The 19,523-nt window shown below is 37.1% G+C and carries 13 protein-coding genes and 2 pseudogenes; 14 read left to right on the top strand and 1 reads right to left on the bottom strand.

Annotation, left to right across the window (positions count from 1 at the left end; translation table 11 throughout):
• Window positions 1–51 precede the first annotated feature (51 nt).
• From KBP50_RS14745 to panC, 5 genes and pseudogenes are all read left to right on the top strand, one after another.
• Entirely contained in the window at window positions 52–1,047 is a 996-nt protein-coding gene (locus KBP50_RS14745) for a glycosyltransferase family 2 protein (RefSeq protein WP_050351222.1), read from the top strand.
• Window positions 986–1,375, top strand: a complete 390-nt coding sequence (locus KBP50_RS14740) for a GtrA family protein (protein ID WP_050351221.1) — start codon at window positions 986–988, stop codon at window positions 1,373–1,375. The genes KBP50_RS14745 and KBP50_RS14740 overlap by 62 nt, the downstream gene beginning before the upstream one ends.
• Window positions 1,372–4,050 (top strand): YfhO family protein, encoded by a 2,679-nt coding sequence (locus tag KBP50_RS14735; RefSeq protein WP_050351220.1) that lies wholly within the window; start codon window positions 1,372–1,374, stop codon window positions 4,048–4,050. Before KBP50_RS14740 ends, KBP50_RS14735 begins: the two co-directional genes overlap by 4 nt.
• 552 nt (window positions 4,051–4,602) lie before the next feature.
• Window positions 4,603–4,970 (top strand): annotated as a pseudogene (locus tag KBP50_RS22790) (3-methyl-2-oxobutanoate hydroxymethyltransferase).
• A gap of 59 nt (window positions 4,971–5,029) precedes the next feature.
• Window positions 5,030–5,881 (top strand): pantoate--beta-alanine ligase, encoded by an 852-nt coding sequence (panC, locus tag KBP50_RS14720; RefSeq protein ID WP_169770790.1) that lies wholly within the window; start codon window positions 5,030–5,032, stop codon window positions 5,879–5,881.
• Window positions 5,882–6,375: 494 nt separating this feature from the next.
• Here panC and KBP50_RS14715 read toward each other — a convergent pair whose 3' ends face one another.
• Window positions 6,376–6,630 carry a hypothetical protein gene (locus KBP50_RS14715; protein WP_050351218.1) on the bottom strand — a complete coding sequence of 85 codons (255 nt, stop codon included), beginning with the start codon at window positions 6,628–6,630 and terminating at the stop codon, window positions 6,376–6,378.
• 58 nt (window positions 6,631–6,688) lie between these two features.
• On the opposite strand from KBP50_RS14715, the pseudogene KBP50_RS22175 reads away from it, so the two are divergent.
• From KBP50_RS22175 to KBP50_RS14675, 9 genes and pseudogenes are all read left to right on the top strand, one after another.
• Window positions 6,689–6,876: pseudogene (locus KBP50_RS22175) on the top strand (IS30 family transposase); the annotation flags it as partial.
• Between the two features lie 1,009 nt (window positions 6,877–7,885).
• The gene (locus KBP50_RS14710) at window positions 7,886–9,475 is read left to right on the top strand and encodes a class I adenylate-forming enzyme family protein (protein ID WP_072741915.1); all 1,590 of its coding nucleotides are present in this window, start codon (window positions 7,886–7,888) and stop codon (window positions 9,473–9,475) included.
• Between the two features lie 503 nt (window positions 9,476–9,978).
• Entirely contained in the window at window positions 9,979–12,189 is a 2,211-nt protein-coding gene (locus tag KBP50_RS14705; RefSeq protein WP_050351217.1) for a helix-turn-helix domain-containing protein, read from the top strand.
• A 138-nt stretch (window positions 12,190–12,327) separates the two neighbouring features.
• On the top strand, window positions 12,328–13,197 hold the full coding sequence (locus KBP50_RS14700) for a 3-hydroxyacyl-CoA dehydrogenase family protein (protein ID WP_050351216.1): 870 nt from the start codon (window positions 12,328–12,330) through the stop codon (window positions 13,195–13,197).
• Between the two features lie 91 nt (window positions 13,198–13,288).
• Window positions 13,289–14,068, top strand: coding sequence for an enoyl-CoA hydratase/isomerase family protein (locus tag KBP50_RS14695; protein ID WP_050351215.1), 780 nt, complete (start codon window positions 13,289–13,291; stop codon window positions 14,066–14,068).
• 12 nt (window positions 14,069–14,080) lie between these two features.
• Window positions 14,081–15,262 carry an acetyl-CoA C-acetyltransferase gene (locus tag KBP50_RS14690; protein ID WP_050351214.1) on the top strand — a complete coding sequence of 394 codons (1,182 nt, stop codon included), beginning with the start codon at window positions 14,081–14,083 and terminating at the stop codon, window positions 15,260–15,262.
• 286 nt (window positions 15,263–15,548) lie between these two features.
• Window positions 15,549–17,255 carry an acyl-CoA dehydrogenase family protein gene (locus KBP50_RS14685; protein ID WP_076362068.1) on the top strand — a complete coding sequence of 569 codons (1,707 nt, stop codon included), beginning with the start codon at window positions 15,549–15,551 and terminating at the stop codon, window positions 17,253–17,255.
• 24 nt (window positions 17,256–17,279) lie between these two features.
• A complete protein-coding gene (locus KBP50_RS14680) occupies window positions 17,280–17,702 on the top strand; it encodes an acyl-CoA thioesterase (protein WP_236691390.1) in 423 nt (140 codons plus the stop codon).
• A gap of 185 nt (window positions 17,703–17,887) precedes the next feature.
• Window positions 17,888–19,258, top strand: coding sequence for a solute carrier family 23 protein (locus tag KBP50_RS14675; RefSeq protein ID WP_050351211.1), 1,371 nt, complete (start codon window positions 17,888–17,890; stop codon window positions 19,256–19,258).
• Window positions 19,259–19,523: the final 265 nt, after the last annotated feature.

Below are 19,523 nucleotides of genomic sequence, written 5' to 3'. Positions count from 1 at the left end.
GTATGTATTAATATAACGAGCAGCTAACAGCACGAAAGAGGTGTCAAAGACATGGAATTAATTTCAATTATTATTCCTACTTATAATGAAGAAGACAATATACAGTTAATTTATGAAAGTGTAAAGTGGGAGTTTGATAGACTGGCTTATCATTTTGAAATGATTTTTATTGATGATGCCAGCACGGATAATACCTTACAGCAAATTAAACAATTAGTTTCCAAAAGCACAAATGTGAGGTACATTTCTTTTTCTAGAAATTTCGGTAAAGAATCCGCAATGTTGGCTGGTTTGCAACATGTACAAGGAGAAGCTGTGATAATCATGGATGCCGATCTACAACATCCGCCATCTTTGATTCCTGATCTTGTTAAAGGTTGGGAAGATGGGTACGATCAAGTGATTGCGCGGCGTAATCGTAGTGGTGAAAAGCCAATTCGTAAATTTCTATCCTCCGCTTACTATCGGATCATCAACAAGGTGGTAGACGTCAAGTTAGAGGATGGAGTGGGTGATTTTCGTTTGCTAAGCCGACGTGCTGTTCATGCAGTGTTATCTTTAGATGAAGGTGCACGCTTTTCAAAAGGTTTGTTCTCATGGATTGGCATGGCACAGAAAATAGTTGATTATGAGAATGTTCCTCGAAAGAATGGAAAAACGAAATGGTCTTTATTAAAATTGTTAAATTATGGATTAGATGGCGTTGTCTCATTCAATAATCGCCCTCTAAGGATTTGTTTTTATACAGGTGCACTTATCTTATTGCTGTCGATTATATACAGTATTATAATATTTGTGCAAATTTTGCTAAATGGTATTAAAGTTCCTGGCTATTTTACGATTATTACTGCTGTTTTAATATTAGGCGGGATTCAGTTGTTAAGTCTTGGTGTGATTGGTGAATATATAGGGCGTATATATTATGAAACAAAGAAACGTCCTCAATACTTAATTCAAGAAACGAATATTAGAAACGGAGAAAACTATGAACGAAACAGGTCGAGAATTTCTAAAATTTATCATCATCGGCGTAGTCAACACTATTAACTACTATGCTGTTTATCTATTATTACATCTTGTTTTTGATGTTTACTATTTGGCGGCACATATAACAGGGTTTATGGTAAGTTTAGTTGGTTCTTTTTTCTTAAATACTTATTTTACATTTAAAGTGAAGCCTACATGGGGGAAGTTTTTGAAATTTCCAATCACTCAGTTATTTAATTTTAGTGTTACGTCCCTATTTGTGTTTGTTTTTACAGAACTATTTCATGTGGACAGTAAAATCACACCTCTCCTTGCCGTCTTTATTACAGTTCCAATGACCTTTGTGATAACTGGGAAAATATTGAAAAGAAGAGAGTGCAATAGATGAAGAAACGAGGATTATGGCTTTTTATTATAGGTAGCCTACTTGTATCAGTAGCTACACACTTTTTTTTCTATCAGCAATGGCTTGATAAGCATTGGATGATTGGGCCAAATGATGGTCTTTCCCAAATTGCTACGTTTAAGAAATTTATTTATGAAAATTATAAAAGCGGTAATTTTTTCTATGCTTGGGATTTTGGCTTGGGTGGGGGTTTTTATAGTCAATTAGCCTATTATTTTTCAACTTCGCTTGTCTTTTTATTGTCTAGTGTTGTTATTTTTATTTTGGATAGCTTTCAATGGATCGATCCCTCTAATGTTGAATTTTGGGCTCAATCTAACTTATTTATCAGTATCATTCGCTTAAGTGTGATCTTATTTATTACGTCCCACACGTTTCGATATATGAAAATCCAAGCCTTTCCAGCTTTTACGGGGGCGGTCATATACGGTTGTTCTGTCATGTACATGCGACATGTTGTTTATTGGGAATTTTTTGCTGACGCGTTTATTTGGTTGCCATTAGTTGTTTTGGGATTGGAGAAATTAATACGAGAAGGCAAGCAAAGTTGGCTAATTTTTGCTATGTCTGCCACGCTAATTAGCAATTTTTATTTTGCCTATATCCAACTTATTTTTTTAATTCTGTATGTACTTGGCCGTTGGGTAATTCCACTTACTGATAATGAATTACCTAGAATAAAACAGTTTAAACTTTTGGTGACAAGTGGATTGGTCAGTTTTTGCATTAGCGCAGTGGCGTTTATACCTGCTGTTTATGGGTTTTTCAACAATTATCGACCTCCTTATGATCGGGAGATTCCGCTGTTCGATTTAATTGATAACATATTGTTTGCTAGTCCCTATATTGTGTTACCAGTCGTTTTTGTGTTACTAATATTTACCTTCCCTCTGTATCGTAATCGTTTGTTTCGTTTTTTTGCTGTGTTTAGTTTCGTATTGCTTATATTTCACTTAAGCCCTTTGGCTGCTAGTGCTTTCAATGGCTTTTCTGCCCCGCAGTATCGTTTTGAATATCTACTATCTTTTACTATAGGTGGTTGTGTTGCCATTGGCTTGCAGCGATTAAATAAAATAGCTGTGCGTTTTATTTGCTTGGCTTCGTTCATTTCTTTATGTATCTATTTGCTGAGTATAGATTATTTTGATTTCAATATAAAGATTCCTAAACGAGCAGCAACTGAGTTTTCTGCAGTAATGATTACAGTGTTTGTTTTATTTATTATGTTTATTATCTTAATGGTGCTGTATGTTTACTTTCAAAAGAAGGTTTTGCTCGTTACTATTCAATTATTTGTCATTCTATGGAGTATAGTGTCAGTAAATACAGCAGCTAAATATGGGATAACAGAAAATGGTGGGCTGGAAAAAGTAACTCATCATTATTTAATGAGTGATCAATATAATAGCGCTGAACAACGGAATTTGATTGAACAAGTGAAAAGGCAGGAGCCCGATTCATTATCTCGAATCGATTGGATGACATCTATGCGATATAACACACCGATTGTACAGAATTTTAATGGTACGAGTTTATATTCAAGTATTGCCAATAAAGCATTGTTATGGTTTTACTGGAGGGACTTAAAAGTAGATACAGGTCATGAAACTGTAAGTCGCTACGGTACCCTTGGCAATCGTGCAAATTTGCATGCATTATTGCAAACAACATATTGGATGAGAAAGAAAAGTCAGGAAGTGAATGTACCTTATGGCTTTAAAAAGTTTGCAGAATCCAATAAATATGTTATTTATAAAAGCGATTTTTCCCTTCCATTTATCCGAACAGGTAAAAACATTTATAGCGAAAAGCAGTTGCAAACAGCTTCTGTTTTAGATCGTGAACATGCCATGCTTTCGGGAGTAGTGTTTGAAGAAGAAGCAACTAGACAAAAGTTAGATTTGATAAAAGAGAAAAATGCTATTAAGCAAGCGACCATTAAAGGAGTAGGTGCTAAATACCAAAATAACCACTTATCGGTTGCCAACGATAAAGGGGGCATCGATATTATTCCGGGATCTGTACAAAAAAGTACAAAAGACTTTTATATTGGTTTTTCAATAAAAAACGTAAATGGTGATGGTTTTCCTATAAAAGTAAATAAATACCGTACAACTAGAAAACCTGCCCATTCTATTTATAAAACCAATATAAATGACCTAATAATCCGTGTTCCAGCTAAAGACATTATCTCTATACGTCTGCCTAAAGGGGAATATGAACTAAAGAATTTAACTCTTTATGAAGAAGACTATAAGGAGTTGCATCAAGCTGTACAAGCTGCTGATCATTCTCCATCGTTTACGTGGGAAAAGAACAAACTCACCATCGATTACAATAATCAGACAAGGGAAAAATGGATGGCTTTACCAATTCCTTTTGAAAAAGGCTGGAAACTTTGGATTAATGGTAAGGAGCAAGCCATTGAAAAAGCAAATTACGCATTTATTGGCTTCAAGCTGTATAACGGGGAAAATCATATTGAAATGGTATATCATCCTCCTTACTTTTTTCCAGCTCTTGCTTTGACAATTATTGGGCTTTTTGCTTGGGCGATGTTGTATCTGCGTAGTAAACGTAGAGAAAGTGGTCATTTAAATAACCAAAGTGTAAAAATGCGCTCATTACTTATGAAAGTTGATAAATCAAGAGATTAGCCACAAAGAGTGTGGATTTTGTTGAATTCTCTTCCTAGATTTGTTTTGACGTTTCATAGAGGATAGACCGTCTTGGAAACTTCTATGCGCTGTCTGTAAAGTATGACAAAACAAACGGATTGTGTAACTGCCTGATATATAATCAAGGCGCGTATCGATGTGAGAAAGTAGAGTTAAGCCATGGTTGAATTTTCTTGGGATTTTTATGGCTGTTTCTTCACTAAATAAATGTGGAGAAATAGCCTTTCATATTTCCGTTTACGGTTTCGTAAACAGCTGCTAAAAGGAGTTGTAACAACCTCTTATAAAAGCTCTCCTTAGGTTTATTATTTTTATGATAGATGGTGGCTTAGAAAATACGAGCCATGATGGGGATCAAAAGATACATTTGTTGTGACCGGCTTACCTTTATGTCTTATCATAAGTAAAGAGAAAGCGCTTCCGTGCAGTAGGTGAAATCATGTAAGTAGGCAGAGCTTATGCAGTTACGTTGGAAGGTGGAAGAGAAGTAACAGATACTATTCAAGCCTTAATCGGTGCGGGGTTCTGGTTATGGGGCATCTTGGATTAACACTACAGGCAGTTGCGGCGCTCGGCGGCTACAAAGTACAAGCAAATTCAGTTGAACAAGCAACAATGCTAAGGAAAGATGCTAAGAGATGTGAAGCAGCAGGAGTTTTGTGCTTGTGGTGGAATGTATACCTTATCAGCTTGAAGAAAAGGTTTCAGCGCAGCTAAGTATTCCAGTCATTGAGATTGGCTCAGATCCAAAAATAGATGGGCAAGTAATTATTTTCCATGACTTAGATACATTTGGAGTTGATTGTGTGCCAAAATTTGCTAATGTAAACCGTAAAGTGATGCTTGGATTAATTGACCTATGTTCAAGAGGTGAGAGCAGGCACCTTTCCCGAACTTGACAAGCATACACTTGAGTTGGATCCGAGAGAATGAACTGCTCTATATGGAGGGAAACAAAGTGAAAATCATTACGACAAAGCAAGAAATATGCCAATGGGCAAAACAAGTAAAGACAAGTGGTAAATCAGTTGGTTTTGTTCCGACGATGGGGTTTTTACATAAGGGACATCTTTCACTCGTGCATGAGGCGAAGCAAGCTAATGATCACGTAGTCATGAGTATTTTTGTTAATCCGCTTCAGTTTGGACGAGGTGAGGATTATACTGCTTACCCTCGAGATGAAGAGCGGGATAAAAAATTGGCTAAGGAAGCTGGTGTGGATATATTATTTATGCCAAGCGTTAATGAAATGTATCGTAAACAGCAGTCCATAAAGTTGATGGTAACAGAAAGGACAGATAAGTTGTGCGGGGCAAAGCGACCAGGGCATTTTGACGGTGTGGTAACCGTGCTGACGAAATTTTTCCATCTGATTATGCCAAACCGCGCTTATTTCGGTTTAAAGGACGCCCAGCAGTTTGCAGTTGTAGCAGCACTGGTAGACGAGTTAGATTTTCCTATAGAAATTATTCCAGTGAACACGGTGCGAGTCCCCTCTGGACTAGCAATTAGTTCCAGAAATGTTTATCTGACAATAGACGAAAAAAAGCAGGCTCCTGCCTTATATCAAAGCTTGTTGTTAGGGAAAAAGCTAATCGAGGAAGGAGAGACTAGTTCCACCGTTATTATTAAAACTGTTAGTAGCTATTTAAATAAACAATTGGGTGAAACCGTAAAAATTGATTATGTGGAGTTACTAAGCTTTCCCGAACTGGAAGAAATCGCTGAAGTAAGTAGGAAAGTTATTCTTGCGGTGGCGGTTCAATTCTCAGCGGCAAGACTGATTGATAATATCATGGTTGACAGTTAGGTTGCTTGGTTTATCTCTTTATAGATTTTGTGCAAGAGGTCTTGTTAGAGGGATTTTTAGATGGTTTGGATCTAGAGAATAAAATACTCTTTTTCTAATACATAGTGGTGTGCCAAAAATCTAGTTAGATTGAAAGGAATTATGTAAAATTACCGACGTCTGGGCGACAAGCCCGTTTTTAGTCGGTCTTCCTCTTAGGGACGAACCGATGAGGCCTTATCGGAGGGCGCATCTAAAGTCGCATCATTGCTGGGCGATGGAGCTGGACGTTGCTAGTCGGTTATTTCGTATCCCCAAGCACCTCATTTTATACTTTTTTATATTATAAAAAGGGGTAGCAATCGCCACCCTTTTTGAACATGAATATTCGATACTTGCTCTTTCTAAAAACATGTAGTCGTCAGAACTCCTGCCCGTAAAAAGCTTCATAACGTTATCAGCAAGAAGAAGACTAAGAATGAGAAGAACACTAATAAGGCGCCTTTCCGTTTTTATTAATCTTCTTCAAATACCTCAGGTTCAGAAGTGATTGTAATAGTTCTTGTATCGTTTTTTACTTTGAAGGCTACTTCCCAAGTAACATGTTTGATATCCACTTCCGTGTTATCGACAGCAAAATTTAGAACTATAGAGTGATCTGGGTCAACCACGACATAGTTATTATTTTCATTTGAGTATAGCTGATAATCAGGATGTGCTATAAGTGTCCAATCTGTTACTAATTTATGTTTTACTGTTTCTATGATCATCACCTCCTTTAAATTAGCACCTTAAGGTTCTTTTTGTATATTTACGAATAATCCATTCAGTTTTGCCAAACGCCCCAAAGAGATTAGCCAACGAGAAACTTTTGGCCATTGGGAGCTTGATAGTGTTGTCTCTAGTCGCGGTAAAAGCGAGGATGTTTCGCTACATTTGTAGAACGAAAAACCAGATGGCACCTAGCATTAAAGATGGCAAACCAAACAGCTGTCTCTATGGAACAAGCTATTCGATTCGAACATCACATGAATGATCGCCCGCTGGTGCATTTCAAATCGCATCCTCCTGACTCTACAGTTTGAACATCAAATGAAATATTAGTAATTTTTCATGTTTTGCGAAGGAGGGTAATTTGATAGATGTGAAGAATAAAGTCATACAAATTATAATTGCTATTAATTTTATTAGGTCATAATTAAATTTTCCCCTTATAAACTAGAGTTTAGCATGTGAAAATTTCTAAAGTTAATACCAAGTTTAAATTTAACTTGATTTCATATTTTCTGAAATCTAATTTTTTACGATAGATTTAGTAAAACCTAAGCATTATATTACCATATAATACCTTAAAATCAAGTAAATTCCTGATATTTTTTAAATACAAGAGTAAAAATATACTATTTCTTATTTCCTGTTTTTTTCGCATAGAAGGTGCTGTAAGACTCCAACTTCAGGAATTGGAGAGTCCATACGGCATCAAGTTTAAGTGGGAAATAACAGCATCTAAATGGTCCTATTTCTTAGGTCATACCATTACGGTAGTAGCAATCAGTTAGGGATGAATGAAAGAACCCCACGAATTTTGTAATTAAAAGGCAATACGTTGAACAAAACTGGGAACAGTAGATTAATTATTCCAATCTATCCCCATTAAAGCATGAAGATTTAAAAAGGAAATACGGAACCAAAGGTGACACTGTCCATTTAGTATTATTATACAATTCATCTAAATAGTTACAACAGCGACCTAACCGGCTTAACGGGATGCCCCTTTCATTAGTATCGTATCAATAGTTTCTATGATTTGAAATTTACATTCTAATAACAGCTTTGTGTGGTACCAATTTAACCATTGCATTTGATACCTCTGTGCTTTAAAGTAAATGTCTATCTTCTCCTATAAAAGGTGCTAATAACACTCCCTCATTTCCTACAAAATAATGGTTACATTTATTCTTTCTCTATCTTAAAATTATAAATAACTCAATATATGAAAACGTTATCAATTTAGGAAGGGTGGAAATGATGGGATCTGTAAAACAAGAGAATACAACAACCATACAATTACTACACTCTGCTCTAAATCAATTTCCAGAAAAAGAAGCTGTATATGATGGCACAAGGAGGCTTTCTTATCGCGAGTTAGAAGAAGAGAGTAATTTGATTGCGGCAGAACTAAATAAAATGGGAGTAAAAAGAGGAGACCATATTGCAGTTTGTTTACCTAACTGGTATGAATTTGTGGTTATTTTATTTGCAATAGCCAAAATAGGTGCAGTGATCGTGCCATTTAATACAAGGTATCATGAATCTGAAATAGAGTATATTTTAAATCATGCGAAGGTAAAGGTAGCATTTTTTACAGATGAGGTAGATGGAAACAAATTGTGGGATTCATTTAATAAAGTTTATCAGCAACATAATTACTTGAAACACCTTATTACAGTTCGAGCAAATACGAGGCTATCTATAGCTTATGAGGAAGTGGTTAAACATAGTGAATATTCAGAATTTGAGAAAGTAGAAGTATCACCTGATGACGTGGCCATCATCATGTACACATCTGGTACAACAGGTAATCCGAAGGGGGCAATGCTAACTCACCGTAATGTAGCTTTTACGGGATCGGTTTCTGCTGAAGTTTTAAAATGTACATCAGCGGATGTGTTTTTAATTCAGGTACCTATGTTCCACATTTTTGGGATGGTTCCCGGTGTACTAGCAGCTATCGCTGTTGGAGCAAAATTAGTGTTAACACAAGAATTTAAGGCAGAAAATGCCTTGAAGATGGTGGAACAGGAAAAAATAACGGTTCATCATGCTGTGCCAACTATGTTTATACTGGAATTAAACCATCCAAACTTAGAAAAATATGATTTAACATCACTTCGTACTGGTATTGTTGCTGCTGCTCCTGTACCGAGTGAAATAATCCGCAAAATACGAGAAAAAATGCATTGTGAAGTTTTAAGCTCATATGGAATGACAGAAGCATCTCCATGCTTAACTTTTTGTACGTTTGAGGATGATGATTTAACAAGAGCAGAAACAGTTGGTAGAGCAATGCCTGGTGTTGAAGTTAAGATCATTAATCCGGAAAATGGAGAGGAAGCAGGGACTGGTGAAGTAGGTGAGATTGTGGCAAGGGGTCCTGGAATTATGAAAGGGTATTATGAAATGTCTGAAAAAACAAGGGAAGTCCTAAGTGAAGATGGATGGTATCGAACTGGAGATTTAGGAACGATGGACGATAAGGGGAATCTACAAATCGTGGGAAGGAAAAATGATTTAATCATTCGGGGCGGGTTTAATATCTATCCACGTGAAATAGAAGAACATTTTTACAAGCTTGATGAAGTGCAGGAAGTGGCAATTATTGGTTTGCCAGATACGGTGCTCGGAGAAGTTGCATGTGCGGCAGTTACTTTGAAGAAGGGTGCTGTACTAACAGAAGCTAAATTAAAATCGTATATTAAAGATAAAGTAGCAGATTTTAAAGTCCCCGATATTGTTACTATAGTTGAGGAATTGCCAATGACAGCCTCTGGAAAAATTAGCAAAGTCCAGCTGCAAAATAAGTTAAAAGAAAAAATGGCTCATCGTCTCCGCTAATTTCCGGCTAGTTATAGGAAGTGTCATCTCTTTAAGATGATGATTTTTACGTTACTATTATCCACGAATATAAATTACTGCGAACCCTATTCAAGAATTCAAGGTGATACAAAGAAGTGTTAGGGGGACGGCATCTAAATACTCACAATTCGTTCGAGCGACAGGATATGGATTGCAGGAGACGTTGCAACAAGACGAGGAAAGTTGTTTTTTAAAAGAATCCCAGAAAAAGTGCTTTTCTTTTTCAAAGACAAGAGCGCCAGCTATACATCGCACGCAGGAAAAGTATTTCTTTATCAAGGACGTTTGAGATCATAGCTCTACTATTTTTAAGTGGGAAAACACTACTAAATAAAGTTCCACTTTATCAGTCTTTTATAAGTCATAACCCTTGTTAAACAGCCAGTCTAATCTTGTGAAAATGAACATTCTTTATTACACTGGATGATAATTATCGATTCATTTTTATTTTTTAAAAGTGAGAGAAAAAGGGGGATACGACAGTGAGTAAACAAGTTTCGATTATAAGGGAAATAGAAAACCATTTACGGATCACTGCAAGGCAGTTATTAAGGTTTGATACCGAGGAAGAAGTGTTACAGTATCTTGCTGATTCTTTCCAGTCGCGATTTGGATGCGACTTTGTTGGTGTAATCATTCAAGAAGGAGATCTTCTATACCCTAAGGTCTGGAGTGGAGGATTTGTTTCATTAAAACATAAATTTCCAATGAACGTTAACAAATGCACACCAAATTTATTTCAGCAAAGCATGAAATATGATGACACCCACCTGGATAAATCTTGTACATTTATTCAACTTGTAAGTAGTAAAACTATCAACACATGGTTTACGGTACCGATACAGGAAGAACAAAAGAACTATGGATTTTGTACCATTGGTTATCTCCAAACTATCCCTCTACTTGACATGGAAAAATCATTTGATGAATTTGGTAAGGATGTCGCGATAGCCCTTTCACTCGTCAAACAGAAAGAACAGGAACAAAAGAGAATGATTGGGATTGAGTTCATTAGTAAGAACCTCTCCCTAAATGAATCCATAGAAAAGATCGTCGAAAAAATTGTGGGGCAAGCTGGAAAAGGAACAAATGCCACGTTTGCTGGTATATATTTATATGACGAAAACCAGAGTTATTTTAAATTCCAACCGCCATCCTTTGGTAGGATTTCGAAACCGGAAAAAATATCGGTACAAAAAAACTATATACTAAAAGAGTATTTTCCTTATTTGGAGAATCCTGGTGGAAAAGAGCTTACGGTTCCATTAATGATGGATGTAAAAACGTTTGGGGTACTGCATGTGGAGAAAAAGGCAAACGGCATTTTCACAAATGAAGATATGGAAATGCTATCAGTTATGGCGGAACATGTCTCGACCATATTACGTAATGCGTACTTATATAAAAAAGAAAGAGAGCAAATGAAGCGCCTGCATTCTTTATTAGACTATCAGCAAATCCTGATTAAAAAGACAATCAATGAAGATGATTTTGCAGGGATTACCACCACTGTAAGTGAAATGTTCCATAAACCGGTCTTATTACTCGACCGTTTTCTTCGGCCGATTTCCTATCACCTTTTTCCAATAGAGGAAGTTAATAAAAATATGGAGCAGATAAAAAGCGGCATTCAAAACCTAAATAAAAAAAGTTCGGATTATTTTAATTTTTGCTTGCGTGTTGATGGGAAAGAACGAGAATTTTTAATATGGCCTGTTAACGGAGGACGGGACTTAATAGGGTACTTCGTTATTGAAAGCAATAGAAATAACTTTGATACATTCCAACAGTTAGCAGTTGAGTTAGTTCGCAATATTTATTCCGTTCAGTTTATTAAACAAAAGCTTGTCCTCGATACCAAAGCACAGGTTAAAGATAATTTTGTTGATATACTACTCACGAAAGAAATAGAAGATGAAAATATGGTTATGCGATATGCAAACCTCTTTCAATGGAATATTTTGGGGACACACCGTGTTTCGGTATTGTCCATTAAGCTGGATGAAAAAGAGCTTGACTCTAATGATATTCTGAACCAGCAAGCGAAGAAATCTGCGGTATTTGACGAGTTGAAAACCAAGTTCTCCAATTATGATGCAGATATCATGTTTGCAAAAAAAGGAGAAGTATATGTTTTAATCGTCCCGGAGGAAAAGGAACTGCCAAATGAGAAAAAGTATTGGCATAACTTGATGAAGAACGTGCAAAAGTGGCTAAGCGAAGGAGACATCACTTGCTATGGGATGCTGGGAATAGGGGGGATGACCCATCATTTAGAAGATTATTACAAGTGTTATAAACAAGCCCTGCAAACACTTAATGTTGTTATTCAACAACAATTTTCTGAAAAATATGCGTTTTTTGAAGCGTTAGGGTCGTATACTCTACTTTATCTCATTAAGGATACGTCTGAAGCGCATTATTTTATGCATAGCTATTTAGAGAAACTACTCCATTATTCTAAAGGAAATCATATTAATCTGTTTCAAACATTAAGGGTGTATCTAGAACAAAATGGAAGTATCAAGAAAACAGCGGATGAGTTATATATTCATCGCAGCACTTTATTATATCGATTAACTAAAATCAAAGAAATACTTGAGCTGGATATTGATGATTCTGAAAATCGCTTTAATCTAATGATGATCTATAAAATATTCGATTTGCAGAAAAAGAATATAAGTAGTAATTGACTACTTATGCCCTTGTTTACTACATTTTATATTAAAAAAATAGATTTATTCCTACTTTATAAACATATGAAATTTTAAAAATGCCTTTTATAATTGATTTGAACGAAAATAAAGATATTTCAGTAAGGAGATATGGCAATGACAATTCAGACTGTAGGTGTAGTTGGAGCAGGCTCAATGGGAAGCGGAATTGCGAACTTAGCTGCTTCAGCTGGCTATCATGTGATTTTAAGAGATGTGGAAGAAAGATTTATAGAAAATGGGTTATCTAGAATGAATAAATTTATGAGTAAAAGTGTGGAAAAAGGAAAGATAACTGCGGAAGAGAAGGAAGAAGTAATGAATCGAATAACGACTACAACGGAAATAGAAGATTTACATGCTGCCGATATTGTGATTGAAGCGATTATTGAAAATATGGAAGCAAAGAAAACGGTTTTTGCTGAGCTTGATCGGGTCGTTTCTGAGAGGACAATTATTGCTACAAATACATCTTCTATGTCAATAACAGAGATTGCAAGTGCTACAAAACGACCAGAGAGTGTAGCTGGCATGCACTTTTTTAACCCCGCTCAATTAATGAAGCTAGTCGAAGTTGTACGTGGTTTTAATACAAGTGATGAAACCGTAGAAGCGTTAAAGGAATTTTCTAAAAACCTTCATAAAGAACCGGTTGTTGTCAATAAAGATACTCCAGGGTTTATCGTGAACCGTGTTATGATTCCTCAGTTCATAGAAGCTATTAGATTATTAGAGGAAGGTGTTGCATCAGCGGAAGATATTGATAAAGCGGTAACACTTGGATTGAATTACCCAATGGGTCCATTTGCTTTACAGGATTATGCAGGGGTGGATATAGGATATTTTGTGATGCAGTATATGGCAAATGAATTTGACGATAATCGATATGCCCCACCAATGCACATCAAACAGATGGTACGTGCTGGAAAGATTGGTAAGAAAGCTGGCGGTGGTTTTTATGATTATAATAAAGAACTGTTACCATAAAGTAAATGATATGTTCTAGAGGTTTAATTCCCTAGTGCATTTCTGGGCTAATTTAGCAACCATTTAAATGTAATAGAGAGGGATGGAAGTAATGAATCTAAAGAATTTAATTTGTGATATTCATAAGAATGTAGCCATTATAACGATAAGCCGTCCACCGGTTAACCCATTAAACTCTGATGTATTTCGTGAACTTACTCAGCTAATTAATGAATTAGAAAATAACGAAGAAGTAAAAGTGATCGTTATGACTGGCAGTGGAGAAAAAGCGTTTGTTGCGGGAGCAGATGTGAAAGAAATGGCAACGAAAAACTTAGTGAGCCTTTACCAGATGAATAAAAAGTCACGAGAGGCGTTTACGAAAATAGAGAGCGCTAACAAACCTATCATTGCAGCTATTAACGGTCTTGCGTTAGGGGGAGGGTTTGAATTAGCACTTGCATGCGATTTGCGAATTAGTTCGGACAAAGCTAAATTTGCATTCCCCGAAGTTGGTCTTGGGATTATCCCAGGAGCAGGTGGAACACAGCGCCTGCAAAAAATGGTAGGGCAAGGGATTGCAAAAGAGCTCATTTATTTTGGTGAGATGATTGATGCAAGAAAGGCTCAGGAACTCCAGCTAGTTAATAAAGTAGTAGCACATGATCAATTAATGGACGAGGCGATTGCATGGGCGCAAAAGCTTGCCGAAAAACCAGTTGTTGCTCTGCAAATGGCAAAAACAGCTATTAATAGTGGAAGTAACGTCGATATTGAATCAGGTCTTACTATTGAAACAACCGCTTTTGCGACAGCCTTTGCTTCAGAAGACGCAAAAGAAGGACTATCTGCCTTCACGGAAAAAAGAAAACCAGAATTCATTGGTAGATAAGTGAGGTGCAATATGAAACAGAGGGATATCGTATTACTAGAAGGTGCACGTACGCCATTTGTGAATTTTAATGGGAAGTTTAAAGATATTACTGCAATTGAATTGGGTGTGATTGCAGCTAAAGAGGCAATTAAGAAAGCAAATATTTCTTCCGATCAGATTGACCAGGTTGTATTTGGTAATGTACAACAATCTTCAAAGGATGCTCATCTACTTGCAAGGCATATTGGTTTGAAAGTAGGAACGCCTATCCATGTACCAGCAGTTACCATTAATCGCGTATGCGGCACGGGGATTGAGGTCATTCTTGCTGGAGCACGTCATATTCTTGCTGGAGAGGCAGATGTTGTTTTAGCAGGTGGTACGGAAAATATGAGTCAAGTTCCACATGTCGTCAGGGGAATGCGTTCAGGCAGCCCGCTTGGCGCTGTGAAGGTAGAGGACTGGTTATGGGAAGGGCTTGAAGATACAAATGTAGGCTGTACGATGGCACAAACAGCTGAAAATCTTGCTGAGAAATATGAAATATCACGTGAAGAAGTGGATCAACATGCGTTATCCAGTCACCAACGTGCTATTTGTGCTAGAGATAATGGGTATTTCAAAGAAGAAATAGTTTCAGTTACTGTAAAAGGTAGAAAAGGGAAAATGGTCGTTGATGAAGATGATCATATTCGTGAGACAAGTATGGAACAATTAGCGAAATTAAAACCTCGGTTTGTAGAAAATGGGGTAGTAACGCCAGGAAATGCAAGTGGTATGGTGGATGGAGCAGCAGCAGTTGTGATCGCCACGAGTGAGTACGCAGAAAGAAATGGACTTAGACCAATTGCCAGACTCGTTGCATGGGATGTTGTAGGTGTACAGCCGGAACATATGGGGATTGGGCCTGTACCCGCGATAAGAGGTGCAGTTGAAAAGGCAAAGCTTACAGTTGATGATTTAAATTTAATTGAAATTAACGAGGCATTCTCTGCACAATATGTGGCTTGCCAAAAAGAATTAGGCTTTAATTTAGAAAAAGGAAATGTAAATGGTGGGGCAATCGCTATTGGGCATCCATTGGCAGCGAGTGGCACTAGGATTTCTCTTTCTCTTATTTATGAATTAAGACGCCGCCATCTGAGATTTGGTGTTTCCTCAGCGTGTATAGGTGGAGGTCAAGGAATCGCAGCAGTATGGGAAGCACTATAGATATAGAAACTGGGGAGGACTGTTTTATTCTCCGTTTTTATCCCGTATATAAGGGCTGTAGGGCTCGCACTTCAGGAGTTGGATAATCTGTACTGCAACAAGTCTAAGTGGGAGATAACAGCACCTAAATGCTCGGATTCATGTATCTAACAATCAGTGAGGGATGAAAGAAAACCCCCACTGATTGAAGGTTCACTTTATCGTTTTTGGGTAGTAACGGGTTCAATCAATGAGAGCGCTTGCTGCTGGTAGCAGCCATTTTTTATTATGGATTGGAGTGAATATCATGCAGAAGGTAAAAAAATATCAAAGTCACGCTTTTTTTACAGAGACGTTCGAGCTTCAAGACATTTTTACGAAAGAGGATTTTTCTGAAGAGCATAAAATGATGGCGGATACAACGGCAAGTTTTGTTGAACAAGATTTGCTACCTGTTTTGCCGGAAATGGAAAAGCAGGATTTTAATCAGGTAACAAGCATGATTAAAAAATCAGGTGAGTTAGGTTTACTAGGAGTTGATATACCAGAAGTTTACGGTGGGATGGAATTGGATAAGGTTAGTTCCATTATTATCACGGAACAAATGGCTAAGTCACGTTCCTTCGCTATTACCTATTCTGGACAAGTTGGTATTGCGTCTCTCCCCATTGTTTATTATGGAACAGATGATCAAAGGAAGAGGTATTTACCCGGTGTCGTCTCAGGGGATAAAATTGGGGCGTATGCACTCACGGAACCAAACGCGGGAACGGATGCAATAGGGATTAAAACGACAGCAACTCTGTCTGCAGATGGTGCATACTATGTGATTCATGGAGAGAAACAATTTATTACGAATGCTTCTTTTGCGGACTTTTTTATTCTTTATGCCAAAATTGATGGCGACAAATTTACTGCTTTTATTATTGAGAAGAATACAGATGGCTTAATGATCGGTCCTGAAGAACAAAAAATGGGATTGAAGGGATCTTCTACTACGTCCATCGTGCTGGACAATGTGAAAGTACCAGTTGAAAACGTACTCGGTGAAATTGGCAGAGGACATATTATTGCCTTTAATATACTGAATATTGGACGCCATAAGATATCAGCAACCTGCCTTGGTACAGCGAAAAGAGCGTTAGAATTAGCAATTCAACATACAACAGAACGGAAGCAATTTAAACGTGCACTTGCTGCATTTAATTTAACGAAGGAAAAATTAGCAACCATGGCTACCCATATTTTTACGATGGAAAGCATGGTTTATCGAACGGCAGGAGAATTGGAAAAGGGGACAGATTACGCTAGGAAAAATAACACGCCTTTTGTTAGACTGTTGAAAAATTATGCTGCAGAATGCTCGGTAAATAAGGTTTTTTCCTCTGAGGCATTGGACTATACTGTGGATGAATCTCTACAGTTACATGGTGGGTATGGCTTTATTTCCGAATATGAAATAGAAACACTTTATCGTGATTCCAGGATCAATCGAATTTTCGAAGGAACGAATGAAATTAACCGAATGGTTATTGCGAATACACTTCTCGAAAATGTGGACAGTTACTTTATTGATCGCACCGTAAATGGTGGATGGTCTAAACCGTTGGAGAAACAATGGGGATTATTAAAAAGGTTAAGAACGTATACCTCTGCTTTTATACATGATGTAAAAGAAAACTATTCAAATTTAGCTGAAGAGCAAGAGTTATTGATGTGCATTTCAGACTTTGCCATATTAACGTATGCAATAGAAAGTAATTTGCTAAGACTTGAGAAAATGGTACGCAATCAATCTTGTAAAGATATCCAGCAAAAGGAACGTCTTGTGAAAGTATTTACAGTGGAGGCAGCCGTGCAGTTTTTAACAAAGGCCTTGTCTATATGTATTAGCTCTGGCCATCTGAAGCAACATTTAACGAAATTGATGTGGCAAATCCATGAAGATAGACTGGATATTATTGAAGAGAAGCGGCAAATTGCAGATGCAGTGATTCAAAACGGTTATTCATAATCATCATGAGAGAGGATGGTCAAAGTGAAACATATCCATCGCTTTAAAGTCTATTTTGGTGATACGGATGCAGCAGGAATTGTATATTATCCAAATTTTTATAAGTGGATGGATCAAGCTTCTGCTGAATTAGTTGCGAAGGCAGTTCTTCCAACTTCTAGGTTATATAAAGAAGAAAAAATCTTACTTCCTTTATTAGAAGCATTTTGTAAATTCCAGTCTCCATTATTTTTTGAAGATATAGTAGATGTACATTCGGAGGTAACTGAAATCAATAGTAAAACATTTCGCGTGGAACATGTGTTTAAACGTGAAGAAGAATTTATCGCCAAGGGGTATGAGATAAAAGCCTGGACAAGGAAAAAAGAGGAAAAGTTAAAAGCAGAGCCTATTCCTAATGACATAAGAAAGAAATTAGGATTTGATGTAGAGTCAACAATTTCTTGAGCGATAAAAGGTTAAAAAGGTGAAAAGAGGGATGTTGTGTACCATGATTGAAGGTGTAGTCTTTGCTATAATTCAACACAACCTAATAATGATAGCGCATTCATCTGAAGGGGGTAAGCGCGCTTGAATTTAGATGTACTACAGAAACAATCATCTAACAACAGGAAAAATAAGAGGGGGTTAACATGTCTGTTTATAAACGAAAGGATGGCGACGTACAGCCATATTGGTCGTTAGGTAAGTATCAATTAAGGCTGCCGTTCATTCACTACCGCTTGGAAATATCGGAATTAATTCAAGGATTAGTTATCTTTACAATTGGGTTAAGTATGATAGAAATCATGACAAGTGTCTTGGGAATGTCATATGAAGCAGCATTAGCTATAGCAATTCTAAATCACTTTTTAATGTTAATACCTTCTGCATTTGGTGTTCCGTTTGTTTCTGGATTTATTACGCCCTTAATACCCGTATTAACGGTATTTCTTGGAAATTTTGCACCTGGATCAGAAGCTGTACGGGCGTTGATCTCTGTACAGTTGGTTACGGCAGTTATTTTCCTGTTATTAGGTTTGACAGGATTAGGAAAGAAATTCATTATTTCCTTACCTAACTCTTTAAAAGCAGGTATCTTAATTGGCGCTGGAATTGGAGCAATTATGGGAGAAATTGAATCTGGTGGACGTGTAGTGACAACCCCGATAAGTTTAATCATTGGAGGAATGTTATGCTTATATATTATGTTTTCCCTTCATTTTAAAAGATTGTATGAACAAAGCAAAATCATTAAAAAGATTGCCAATTATGGGATCGTTCCTGCCATCATCGTAGCGATGGTAATAGGTTGGGTAGTTGGAGAATATCCTACGCCCAAAATAGAATGGGGGATTACCGTTCCTAATCTATCCGAATTATGGAGTGTTACTCCGTTTGTTGTTGGGTTCCCTGATTTGAACTTATTGATTGCAGCAATCCCGACAGCCATACTAGCTTACATTATTGCTTATGGAGATATTGTCGTTGGGGATAATCTAATCAAACGTGCAAGCGAATCGAGAAAGGATGAAAAGATTGCCTATGATTTAAATCAAGTCCATCATCTAACGTTCATTCGTGGGATTTTAAATGCATTATTTGTTCCGCATCCGGGTCTTGCCGGTCCTATATTTACAGCTGGTACGGCTTCTGTAGCAGAAAGATATACGTTTGGAAAGAAAGCCATGCAATCCATTTTCTCTGGAACGAATTCTTTGTTGATCTCATTAACATTAGCTATTTTTATTTTACCATTGGTTACATTGTTCCAACCATTTTTGCCAATTGCTTTATCCATTACCCTTATTTTAACCGGCTACCTATGTATTAACGTTGGTGTTCAACAGGTAAAATCGGAGGAAGAAATTGGAGTTGCAGTGGTGATGGCTATCGTACTTGCGTTATATGGAGCTGCTTATGGATTAATTATGGGGGCAGTGCTTTATTTTGTCATACAGCATGGAGGCTTTCGCTTTAAAAAGAGAGCTACCGAAATTAACAATGATAGAGAAGTGATGTAATAAATCGTTAAAAAAATACAAGCTGGTAACGTTTGTATGAGCATCATTTTTTCTTAGATAATGTGGATTTTTACGCTTGTTTTAGAAAGGACCGCATCAGAACAGAATGCAGGTCCTTTTTTCTAATAGGATAAGAAAGCATAAAATTAGGCGCTTGAGATAACGAAATAACTGAATAGCCAGGTCCAGCGCATGAGCCCAGCAACTAGGCGACTTTAGAAATGCGCCCTACGATAAGGCCTCATCGGTTTGTCGCTAGGGAAGG

The organism is Virgibacillus pantothenticus (assembly GCF_018075365.1).
Lineage (GTDB): Bacteria > Bacillota > Bacilli > Bacillales > Amphibacillaceae > Virgibacillus > Virgibacillus pantothenticus.
Note: the sequence above shows the minus strand (reverse complement) of the source record. Positions and strands in the feature narration are given on the sequence as shown.

What these genes read in the sequence shown, in the direction of transcription:
- KBP50_RS14745 (WP_050351222.1), top strand. Translation starts at nt 52, where the DNA reads ATGGAATTAATTTCAATTATTATTCCTACTTATAATGAAGAAGACAAT.
- KBP50_RS14740 (WP_050351221.1), top strand. Translation starts at nt 986, where the DNA reads ATGAACGAAACAGGTCGAGAATTTCTAAAATTTATCATCATCGGCGTA.
- KBP50_RS14735 (WP_050351220.1), top strand. Translation starts at nt 1,372, where the DNA reads ATGAAGAAACGAGGATTATGGCTTTTTATTATAGGTAGCCTACTTGTA.
- KBP50_RS14715 (WP_050351218.1), bottom strand. Translation starts at nt 6,630, where the DNA reads ATGATCATAGAAACAGTAAAACATAAATTAGTAACAGATTGGACACTT.
- KBP50_RS14710 (WP_072741915.1), top strand. Translation starts at nt 7,886, where the DNA reads ATGATGGGATCTGTAAAACAAGAGAATACAACAACCATACAATTACTA.
- KBP50_RS14700 (WP_050351216.1), top strand. Translation starts at nt 12,328, where the DNA reads ATGACAATTCAGACTGTAGGTGTAGTTGGAGCAGGCTCAATGGGAAGC.
- KBP50_RS14695 (WP_050351215.1), top strand. Translation starts at nt 13,289, where the DNA reads ATGAATCTAAAGAATTTAATTTGTGATATTCATAAGAATGTAGCCATT.
- KBP50_RS14690 (WP_050351214.1), top strand. Translation starts at nt 14,081, where the DNA reads ATGAAACAGAGGGATATCGTATTACTAGAAGGTGCACGTACGCCATTT.
- KBP50_RS14685 (WP_076362068.1), top strand. Translation starts at nt 15,549, where the DNA reads ATGCAGAAGGTAAAAAAATATCAAAGTCACGCTTTTTTTACAGAGACG.
- KBP50_RS14675 (WP_050351211.1), top strand. Translation starts at nt 17,888, where the DNA reads ATGTCTGTTTATAAACGAAAGGATGGCGACGTACAGCCATATTGGTCG.